The 10,371-nt window shown below is 62.2% G+C and carries 6 protein-coding genes; 3 read left to right on the top strand and 3 right to left on the bottom strand.

What is annotated here, in order from left to right; all coding sequences use genetic code 11:
- The first annotated feature begins 77 nt into the window (after positions 1–77).
- Together NW855_RS04645 and NW855_RS04640 are read left to right on the top strand one after the other, a co-directional pair.
- A complete protein-coding gene (locus tag NW855_RS04645; RefSeq protein WP_240530343.1) occupies positions 78–284 on the top strand; it encodes a hypothetical protein in 207 nt (68 codons plus the stop codon).
- Between the two features lie 87 nt (positions 285–371).
- Positions 372–1,811 carry a cryptochrome/photolyase family protein gene (locus NW855_RS04640; protein ID WP_414508409.1) on the top strand — a complete coding sequence of 480 codons (1,440 nt, stop codon included), beginning with the start codon at positions 372–374 and terminating at the stop codon, positions 1,809–1,811.
- A gap of 182 nt (positions 1,812–1,993) precedes the next feature.
- Here the strand turns inward: NW855_RS04640 and NW855_RS04635 are convergent, their stop codons facing one another.
- Together NW855_RS04635 and NW855_RS04630 are read right to left on the bottom strand one after the other, a co-directional pair.
- Positions 1,994–3,301 (bottom strand): alkaline phosphatase, encoded by a 1,308-nt coding sequence (locus NW855_RS04635; RefSeq protein WP_414402894.1) that lies wholly within the window; start codon positions 3,299–3,301, stop codon positions 1,994–1,996.
- Positions 3,302–3,541: 240 nt separating this feature from the next.
- Entirely contained in the window at positions 3,542–5,905 is a 2,364-nt protein-coding gene (locus NW855_RS04630; protein WP_414402895.1) for a DUF3488 and DUF4129 domain-containing transglutaminase family protein, read from the bottom strand.
- A 207-nt stretch (positions 5,906–6,112) separates the two neighbouring features.
- On the opposite strand from NW855_RS04630, the gene uvrA reads away from it, so the two are divergent.
- On the top strand, positions 6,113–9,013 hold the full coding sequence (uvrA, locus tag NW855_RS04625) for an excinuclease ABC subunit UvrA (RefSeq protein ID WP_414402896.1): 2,901 nt from the start codon (positions 6,113–6,115) through the stop codon (positions 9,011–9,013).
- A gap of 95 nt (positions 9,014–9,108) precedes the next feature.
- On the opposite strand, the gene hemW is transcribed toward uvrA, so the two are convergent.
- Positions 9,109–10,302, bottom strand: coding sequence for a radical SAM family heme chaperone HemW (gene hemW, locus NW855_RS04620; RefSeq protein WP_414402897.1), 1,194 nt, complete (start codon positions 10,300–10,302; stop codon positions 9,109–9,111).
- Positions 10,303–10,371 lie beyond the last annotated feature (69 nt).

Here is a 10,371-nt window from a genome sequence, read left to right as displayed (position 1 = left end):
GCGGGGCTTCCAGGACTACGTCCCGCTAGCGCGAACGGCGGATTAGCTAAAGCCATCGATGGATGGATGGAGACGTGATGAGCAAGACGCCAGAGGCGCTGCGGCGCTCCGTTGAGCAGTTCCTACTTAATGTACCGGAGCCGCTCGATCCGCTACTTGCCCTCAAGCTGACTCAGTTGGTGGTGAGGCCGGGAGATACAGCTTACGCCATGGGCTCCAGCGATGGCCAGCGAAACCTTGACGAGCGCTGTTGTCCCTGCCCTGGACGTCTGTTGGGGGAATAGACATCATTTGCCCACCTCTGCCGGCAGCCTGGGGTTGAAGAGAGGAAGAAAAAGCGGCCAAGATGGGATCCGGTTGCTTGGCCTCCTATGACTTCCCCGGTTCTCCTCTGGCATCGCCGCGATCTGCGGCTGGCGGACAACACAGCCCTCCACGCGGCGGCGCAGCGCAGCTCCCAGGTGGTGCCGGTTTTCGTTTTCGACCCGCAGGTCTTGCAGCGGGCGGATATGGCCCCAGCCAGGGTGGCGTTTCTCCTCCAGGCGTTACAGGAGCTGCAGGAACGCTACGCCCAGATGGGGATCCCACTCCTGTGGCGGCGGGGAGATCCAGCCGTGGAGCTGCGGCAGTTGGCCGCCGAGCTGGGAGCGCAGGCCGTGTTTTGGAACGAGGATCTGGATCCCTGGGCTCGGCAGCAGGAGAGTCGGGTGCGGGCCAGCTTGGCGGAAGCTGGGATCCCGTCTTTTTCTTACCAAGATATGCTGCTGCACGGGCCAGGGGAAGTGTTGACCCAGGCGGGGGAGCCCTACTCGGTTTTTACCCCTTTCTGGCGCCGCTGGTCTAGCTTGCCCAAGCCGGATCCCTTCCCCATCCCAAAGAGTCTGCAGTCGGTGTCAAGCCTGAAAGCCCAACCTCTGCCCAGCTTGGCGGATCTGGGGTTTGTCTGTGAGCAGCGGATCCCGGCAGCGGGGGAGAGCGTGGCTCAGGGTCTTCTGGAGGATTTTTGTCAGGGCCTGCGCATTTTCGACTACGAGCGGGCCCGCAATTTCCCGGCTGAACAGGGCACCTCTCTCCTCAGCCCCCACCTGTGCTGGGGAACCATCGGCATTCGCCAGGTGTGGCAGGCCACGCGGGAGGTGGAAGCGGAGGTGCGCAGCGAAGAGGCCGAGAGCAGCCTGAAGACTTGGCGGCAGGAGCTGTGCTGGCGCGAGTTTTACAAGCATGTTTTGGTCCACTGGCCCCACGTGGAGAGCGGCGCCTATCGGCGCGCTTTTGATGCGCTGGAGTGGGACAACCGCCAAGATTGGTTTCAGGCCTGGTGCGCCGGGCAGACGGGCTACCCGATTGTGGATGCGGCCATGCGCCAGCTCAACGAGACCGGCTGGATGCACAACCGCTGCCGCATGATCGTGGCCAGCTTTTTAACCAAGGATCTCCTCATCGACTGGCGCTGGGGGGAGCGCTACTTCATGCAAAAGCTTGTAGACGGGGATCTGGCTGCCAACAACGGCGGCTGGCAGTGGAGCGCTGGTGTGGGCACGGATCCCAGGCCGCTGCGCATCTTCAACCCGGCCACCCAGGCGGCCCGCTACGACCCGGAAGGGGAGTACATCCGCCGCTACCTGCCGGAGCTGGCCGGGCTGGATACCCCCGCTTTGCTGTGGGTAGGCGACGATCCCAAGGGATCCTGGGCTCTGCAGGAGCGGCGGCGCTGCGGCTACCCGGATCCCATCGTGGATCACAAAGTGCAGCAGCAGGAGTTCAAGCGGCGCTACCAGGCGGTGCAGCAGGGGCGCTCTCAGCCGGACTAGGCAGCCTATCCACTCCTTCCTGGACAGGAGGTGGCAAGGACTTCCCTCACCCCCGGCCCCTCTCCCTGAGGGAGAGGGGAGTTGGAGCGGCGCGTTCGCGACAGCGTTGCGTAAATAAAAAGGGGATCGCCGGGATCCCCTCCGTCCCCAGAAGTTCCAAGCCAAGGCCGGGCTGCCTGAGACTACGGCTTGAGCTCGCTGGGGATGCGCTCCCCAAAGAGCACGAAGTAGAGGATGCGGTAGATGTCTGTGTTCAGGATTCCAGTGACCGGCACTAGCTCTCGAGCGTTCAGGCCCGCCGCGCGAGCAATGACCCCGCTGCCCACATCGTCCTTGCTGGCCCAGGAGATGCCAAAGGGAAAACGCTTGCCATTTTTGTCCGGAGCGGAGAGGAAGGGCTTTGTGCCAGTGCCGTCCACCCCGTCAAGGGGAGCGCCGCTTTCGTCAGTGGGCGGCAGAGGATTATCGGCAGACTCGACATCCACCAGCTGCATCCCGCCAGCATTGCTGTCGCTGGTGGTGATCATGAAGGTCTTGGGATTCTTCTCGATGAAGTCAAGAATCACCCCGATGGCATCGTCGGCCCGCTTCATGGCCTCCAGGCAGCCGGAAGCATTGAGGTTGTTGCACATGTTGTCGGTGCCCTCTTCTTCAATGACGGCGAAGAAGCCCTTGGGATTGCGGGAGATCCGCTCTAGGGCAAACTGCGTCATCTCGGCAATGGTGGGGGCGCTGGCGATGTAGTTGGGCAAGTTTTCTTTCCGCAACTCTTCTTCAGGCTTGTCGTAGAAGGTGTCCTCGACGTTGAACACCCCCAAAACCTTGGAGACATCTGCCGGCAGCTTCAGCAGCTCGTCGCGGGTGTAGACAACGGCGTACCCCTTTTTCTTGGCCTCCTCAATCAGGTTGCGGCCATCCTTGCGCTTCCCTTGGCCAAAGCGGCCCTGGACGCCTTCCGGCAGCAGCCATTCCTCACCGGCCCCCAGGATGATGTCCACCCCCGACTCCACCACTTGTAGGGCGATCTCCTCATAGTCGCTGCGCTTGGGAACTTCCGCCACGAAAGCAGCCGTTCCCGGCTCAATGATGGATCCCGACTGCACCAGAGCCGTGCCCAAGCCCGCCGCCACTGCTTCCTCCATAATCGTGTTCAGGGTGCCGTTGGCAGAGGGGTACTCTTTGCCGTCCGGATCCAACCCAAAGCTCTTGGCGTGGACACGAGTTCCTGTGGCATGGGTCACCGCTCCGCCGTTGGAAGTTCCCCCAAGCTGGTCGAGATGGTGCCCGCGATAGGGGGCAATCACGGGGAGACGATCCCAGTTCAGAAAGCCATCGGGGCCGTAGTGGAGAATGCGCGTGATGTCCCAGTGGGAGGCCGAAGTGCCATCGGGGTGGAAAAAGATCGCCCCGTTGCCAGTCGGCTTGGGCGCCGCCTGGGCCAGGCCGGAGGAAAAAAGCGAAGAGGACAGCAGGCACAGTGTCGCGGCCACAGCTGCCCTCAAAGAATGGTTACGCATAGTGAGCATGCCCTTGCTTGTTCAAGGCTGGACGTTAAGAAAAGTAACACAGCCTTGACGACCTAGCAAGAGCCCAACTGCCCCTGCAAGCAGAACTCGCCTGCAGGAACGGCTGCTGTTCTGGATTGCCCAGGGTAGATTGTGCGCTCTGCACCTACTGTTAACTATCTCTTAACCATCCCATAACGTCAAGGCTGCTTGGGCCGTTCCAGATCAAGCAGCGCTTTGGGGGGCAGAGGTGAATCGCCAGGCCTGCCTAAGCTGTCTGAGGTATTGTTGCCAACGCTGCAGTTCTCCAGGTTGCAAAGGGATCCCGCCAAAGCGCACCTCCAGGTAGCGCTGCAGGAACTGGATGGCCAGCTCAACCCGGGGCAAGTTGGACTGGCGCAGGTGTTCCAGGCAGGCCTCAGGGCCTAGGTGGGCTGGGATCCCCGCCGCCGTCAAGAGATCTCGCAGTTGCAAATAGAGCCTTGAGATGGCCTGGCGGCGCTGCTGGGACTTGGGCAGGGCCGCCGGGATCCAGCGCATCCCGGCAAAGGCCAGACTTGGCAGCAGGATCCCGACCATCCAGGTGGGCCATTCTGGGGGCGGCTGCCACAGGGATCCCATCACCACTCCATTGGCGGCTGTGGCCAAGAGGATCCATCCCCCATCCTGCCAGCGCACGGCCTGGTAGCGGCGGCGGCGGCCCCAGTAGGCCGTGAAGCCAGTGATGACCATCACCCCCACCAGCGGCAGGCTGTTTTGCTGCAGGCTTTGCCCCCAGCCCACCAAGCTGCGGCGGAGGGCGGCAACGACATCCTCCTGCTTTTGGGGAGCGGTCACGCGGCTGGCCAGCTCCTGAATCTGCCGCCAGATCTGCCGCTGGGTGGATAGATCGTACTGGATGACGTACTTAAACCAACGGAAGCGCAGGCTGTCGTAAAAATCTTGCAGGGGATCCCACCAGCTTTGCCGCTGGCTGACATTGGCCTCGGGCGGCGTGGCGTCGAAGATGATCCATCCATAGGGGCCAAAGGGGATCTCCGTCCACGAGTGGGCATCGGCGTTGCGCACCGCCAGGTACTTTTCCTGCGCCACCCAGCGCCCGCCCAAGAAGCCATTGACCACGCGGGCCGGGATGCCGAGGCTGCGGGCCAGCACCGTCAGGGCGGTGGCAAAGTATTCGCAGTGGCCGCGGCGGTGGGTAAACAAAAAGGCCTCCAAAGGCGGCTCGGCCCCGGGATCCGGCAGATCGGTGGTGTAGGCGTAGTTCTCCAGCAGGTAGTTCTGCAGAGCCGCTACCTTGCCAAAGACGTCGGGGATCCCAGCCGTGATCTCCTCTGCCAAGGCGGGAATGCGCGGATCCAGCTCTGCCGGCAACTGCAGGTAGGCTGCCTGCTGGGCTGGGTCAAGCGCACTCAGCAGCTCCTCCTGGCTAAGCTGGCGCAGGCGGGGCCTTAGATCCTGGGGGATCCAGCTCACGGCGCGGTAGAGATAGGGCAGCCGGGGGGGCAGAGAATGGCTGACATCCCCGCTCTCGTGCAGGAGCAGGCGGCGAGTTTGCCGTTGCCATGCCTGCTGCGGAGTCATCGCCCCACCTCGATCTAGCCACTCCACCTCTAGCAGCGGCGCCACCCCAAAGACGGTGGTGGTGGCCAGCGGCTCTAGGTAAATCCGCTGCTCCAGGGGGAAGAACTGGAGGTCGCTCGCAGTGGGGATCAAGGGGGAAGCCGAGAGATCAAAGACCCCTGCTGCAGTGGGGAAAATCGGGATCGCGCGGTTCAGCGTCCGCGACCAAGCCCGCCCGTCGTAGCGATCAAAGCTCATGCCACGCCAGTAGAGGGACTCCACCTGGGGGGGCACCCCTGCCGGGAACTCCACCCGCAGGGCAACGGTGTTGTCGGTTTTAAGGGTGCCGAACTCCCCCAGGCTGACTTCTTCGGCAAAGCCGGTGGTCATCACCGGCGAGCGGGCCTGCCGGCCCAAGATCCCCAAGCTGAGCCGCGGGAAGAGGAAAAACAAAACCACCGAGAGAATTGTTGCCAGCAAGGCCAGGGATCCCAGAAACCCCAAAAAGCTGAGGTCGATCCCGCGGACTTGGCTGGCCGCCTGCGGGTGCTGCTCCGCCTGCAGGCGCAGGTGATAGAGGGTGAGGTTAACCAGCCCCACCCCCACATACAGCAGGAATAAAAACCCAAAGCTGATGTCTTCGTTGAAGAGGGTGGCGATGGCCATCAGCAGCAGAGACAGCACCGCCAACTGGATGTGGTCTGCTGCCCGTTCCCGCTGGAACAACTTGGCCCCTGTTAGGTAAAGCACCAGGCCTATGGCCCCATCCGAAAGCGGCAGCACGCCCGCCAGCACCAGGGCCGCCAAGCTGACCAACACGCTCACCGTCAGGGGCATCCACAGGGAAGCATAGCGGGCAAAACTAATCCGGGGCGGCTCCCAAAACCAACTGGCAGCCCCCGCCGCCAAGCAGAGGGCGATAACCGCCGGCGACAGGGCCTGATCCCCCAGACAAAGGGCCGTGAAGGCGATCCCCACCAGCAGGTAGATGAAGACTTTTTGGACAGCAAGCAGCGGCCAGGTCATGGGCTAGGTTGCTTCGGGATCCTCAAGTGGCCCTTCCAAGATAGCCAAGTCTTTTTCCTTCTCCTGCCCACGATAGACCCAGCTTGCTGGTACCCCCTCTCGATTGGAGAAGACAGACCTCTGCCGCGGCACTAGAAGGCACTAGAATCGTTAATGTTCCTTAACTTTCGTTGTTTTTCGACCTGCGCTGCGCACAGAGGGGACGAGATGTCCGGCCAGAACGAAATCCACGTAGTGGGGGCGCGGCAGCACAACCTCAAAAACCTCGAGCTGCGGATCCCGCGCAATCGCCTGGTGGTGTTTACGGGCGTCTCTGGATCCGGCAAATCTTCTCTGGCCTTCGACACCATCTTTGCCGAGGGGCAGCGGCGCTATGTGGAGTCCCTCAGCGCCTACGCGCGGCAATTTCTGGGGCAACTGGACAAACCGGATGTAGACCGCATCGAGGGCTTGAGCCCGGCCATTGCCATCGACCAAAAGTCCACCAGCCACAACCCCCGCTCCACGGTGGGCACCGTTACCGAAATCTACGACTACCTGCGGCTGCTCTACGGGCGGGCCGGGATCCCCCACTGCCCCCATTGTGACCGGGTGATTGCCCCCCAGACGGTGGATCAAATGGTGGACCAGATCCTGGCCCTGCCGGAGCGGACGCGCTTTCAGTTGCTGGCGCCTGTGGTGAGGGAAAAAAAGGGCACCCATGCAGCCCTCTTGCAGAGCTTGCGCCAGCAGGGGTTTGTGCGGGTGCGCATCGACGGCCAAGTGCGGGATCTGAGCGAAGAGATCGAGTTGGCCAAAAACAAGGCCCACACCATTGAGGTGGTGGTGGATCGGCTGGTCAAGGGCCCCGAGATCGCCGAGCGGCTGGCCGATTCCCTGACCACCTGTCTGCGCCAGTCGGGGGGACTGGCGGTGGTGGAGCTCTTGCCGCGAGAGGAAGAGCGGGAACACCTGCTGCAAAAAGTGGCCGAGGTGGCGGGGCAGTACCTCAACGGCAAGCCGACGGAGCTGATCTTTTCGGAACAATTTGCCTGCCCCGAACATGGCTCGGTGCTGGGCGAGCTGTCGCCGCGGCTATTTTCCTTCAACTCCCCCATCGGCGCCTGTCCTGTCTGTCACGGGCTGGGCTTTGAGCCCATCTTCGACCCCGACCGGATCGTGCCGGATCCCAAGCTCCCTTTGTACGCGGCCATCGCCCCCTGGGCGGAGCGGGAGAACCCCTACTACCTGGCCCTGCTGGCGGGGGCCGCCAAGGCCTTTGGCTTTGAGCTCAGCAGCCGCTGGTGCGACCTCACCCCTGAGCAGCAGCAGCTCCTCCTCTACGGCAGCGACCAGGAGATCTACGTTGAAGCGGAATCCCCCTACCGGGGCCGGGGGTACTACCGCCGCTACGAAGGGGTGATCCCCCAGTTGCAGCGGCACTACCAAGAAACTACCTCCGAAACCTACCGGCAAAAGCTAGAGGCCTACCTCACCTACCGCCCCTGTGCTGCCTGTGGCGGATCCCGGCTGCGGCCGGAGGCCCTGGCGGTGCGCGTCGGCGGCTACCGCATCACGGATCTCACCCAGATCTCCATTGGCGATTGCCTGCGCCGCCTGGAAGACCTCAAGCTCACCCCCCGCCAGGCCCAGATTGCCGAGCTGGTGCTGCGGGAGATCCGAACCCGGCTGCAGTTTTTAATCGATGTGGGCCTCGACTACCTCACCCTGGCCCGACCGGCCATGACCCTTTCGGGGGGCGAGGCGCAGCGGATCCGGCTGGCCAGCCAGATTGGCTCCGGCCTGACGGGGGTGCTCTACGTGTTGGATGAACCCTCCATCGGCTTGCACCAGCGGGACAACGAGCGCTTGTTGCAAACCCTGTTGCGCCTGCGGGATCTGGGCAACACCCTCATTGTGGTGGAACACGACGAGGAAACCATCCGCGCCGCCGACCACATCGTGGACATCGGCCCTGGAGCTGGCATTCACGGGGGAGAAGTGGTGGCCCAAGGGTCTCTAGCCAACATCCTGGCCTGCGATCGCTCCATGACCGGAGCTTACCTTTCGGGGCGGAGGCGGATCCCTACCCCTGCCCAGCGCCGACCGGGGAAAGGGGTTGCCCTCAAGCTCACCAATGCCCACAAAAACAACCTCAAGCACATCGATGTGGAGATCCCGCTCGGCAAACTAGTCTGTGTTACGGGGGTCTCCGGCTCCGGCAAGTCCACCTTGGTCAACGAGTTGCTCTACCCTGCCCTGCAGCACTACCTTGGCCAGAAGGTGCCCAAGCCGGCGGAAATGGGGGAGTTACACGGCATTGAACACATCGACAAGGTTATTGTCATCGACCAATCCCCCATTGGCCGCACTCCTCGCTCCAACCCTGCCACCTACACGGGTCTATTTGATCCCATCCGCCAGGCCTTTGCCCAGACTCTAGAGGCCAAGGCTAGAGGCTATCACGCTGGCCACTTTTCCTTCAACGTCAAGGGGGGGCGCTGTGAAGCCTGCAAAGGGCAGGGGGTGAACGTGATTGAGATGAATTTCCTGCCCGATGTGTATGTTACCTGCGAAGTGTGTGGCGGCAGCCGCTACAGCCGCGAGACCCTCCAGGTCAGGTACAAGGGCAAAAACATTGCCGAAGTCTTGGACATGACGGTGGGGGAGGCGCTGGAGTTTTTTGCCGCCCTACCCCCTGCCGCCAAGATTCTACAGACGCTGGCCGATGTGGGCCTTGACTACATCAAGCTGGGCCAGCCGGCCCCCACCCTCTCCGGCGGGGAAGCGCAGCGGGTAAAGCTGGCGGCAGAACTGTCCCGCCGTTCCACCGGCAAAACCCTCTACCTGCTGGATGAGCCCTCCACTGGCCTGTCTTTCTACGACGTTCACAAGCTCTTGAACGTCCTGCAGCGGCTGGTGGATGCGGGCAACACCGTGCTGGTGATCGAGCACAACCTGGACATCCTCCGCTGTGCCGACTGGATCATTGACCTGGGGCCAGAAGGAGGCGACCAGGGCGGCCAGATCGTGGCCGTAGGCACCCCTGAGGCAGTGGCTGAGCAGCCGGGATCCCATACGGGGCGCTACCTGAAGCAGGTTTTGCAACGCCATCCCCCCGGCCAGTAAGCCCTGCTATCCCCACCCTCTGAGAGACAAGTTGGACAAAGGTCGACTTTGAACCGGGCGGCTGCTTTCTTCACTGATGTCCTGCCCAGTTCTCTTCAAAACAAAAGCTCTTCAATGACTTCGTTGGAAAACAGCCAGCCCTCCGGCGGGACTAGCCGCAGCCGCCCCGCCTCACAACTGGCCCAACCTTTTTCAAAATAGGGATCCAGCCTCTGCAAGGCCTGCTCCACCTTCCTGCTGCCAAAGCGCTCCTGTAGAGTTGCCAACTCCAGCCCTTCCTGGAGGCGCAACCCCAACATCACCGTATCCATCCAGATTTCTTCTGCAGAAGCCGGCGGCGGCAGGGGGTGAACCTGCGCTTTGACCTGTTCAAAGTATGCGTGGAGAGTTTTCGGCTGTTGAATGCGCCGCCCCCCTTCGTAGCCGACCGATCCCATGCCAAAGCCAAAGTAGGGGCGGTTTTCCCAGTACACCCGGTTGTGGCGACAGGCATACCCAGGGCGGGCAAAATTGGAGATCTCGTAGTGGATGTAGCCGGCTTGGGTGAGCAACTCCCGCGCCGTCAGGTACATGGCAACCGTGGTCTCCTCGCTGGGCAGAGGCGCCTCCCCCGGCCGGTAGAGACGCCCAAAGCGGGTTCCCGGCTCGAGAGTGAGATCGTAAACGGAGACATGGGTGGGGTTGATTTCAAGAACAGCCTGCAGTGACTCCTGCCAATGTTCTAAAGTTTGATAGGGCAGCCCGAAGATCAAATCCAGGTTGAAATTCTCAAAGCCCACCGCCTGCAAGTCGGCCACAGCCTCGTAAATTTCTTCCACCCCATGGAGGCGACCGCAGGCGGCCAGCAGCTCCGCTTGAAAGGCCTGTACCCCTAGGCTAATGCGGTTAACCCCTAGATCCCGGTAGCCTGCCAACTGCTGCCGTGTCAGGGTGCCGGGGTTGGCCTCGAGCGAGATCTCGCAGTCGGGATGAAACGGGATCCTCTCCCTTAGTTGGCTCAAAATCCGACTCAACTGCTTCACCGTCAGCAGGGAAGGGGTGCCGCCGCCGAAAAAAATGCTGGTCAAGGGCTGGGGATCCCCGGCCAAATGGCGGTAGCGGTAGGCGCCGCCGATCTCTTGGCAGAGCCTCTGCACATAGGTTTCGATCAGTTCGCGCGTGCCCAGGCCGGTGGCAAAATCGCAGTAGTGGCAGCGCTGCCGGCAGAAGGGAATGTGCAGATAGGCCGCCTCCGGCCAGCCAAGCTGAGTGGAGAGGGCAAAGTCTTCTGCAGAGGCTGCAACTACCATAGCTCCCTACCTTGGTGACGTACTCCCGCACTCATGCTGACGCATAGAGTGCGGGCTTCCCAGTGACTC

Source organism: Synechococcus sp. RC10B2 (assembly GCF_047502635.1).
The sequence above is the reverse complement of the archived record's forward strand: the minus strand, read 5'-3'. Positions and strand labels throughout refer to the sequence as shown.

What these genes read in the sequence shown, in the direction of transcription:
- NW855_RS04645 (WP_240530343.1), top strand. Translation starts at nt 78, where the DNA reads ATGAGCAAGACGCCAGAGGCGCTGCGGCGCTCCGTTGAGCAGTTCCTA.
- uvrA (WP_414402896.1), top strand. Translation starts at nt 6,113, where the DNA reads ATGTCCGGCCAGAACGAAATCCACGTAGTGGGGGCGCGGCAGCACAAC.
- hemW (WP_414402897.1), bottom strand. Translation starts at nt 10,302, where the DNA reads ATGGTAGTTGCAGCCTCTGCAGAAGACTTTGCCCTCTCCACTCAGCTT.
- NW855_RS04630 (WP_414402895.1), bottom strand. Translation starts at nt 5,905, where the DNA reads ATGACCTGGCCGCTGCTTGCTGTCCAAAAAGTCTTCATCTACCTGCTG.
- NW855_RS04640 (WP_414508409.1), top strand. Translation starts at nt 372, where the DNA reads ATGACTTCCCCGGTTCTCCTCTGGCATCGCCGCGATCTGCGGCTGGCG.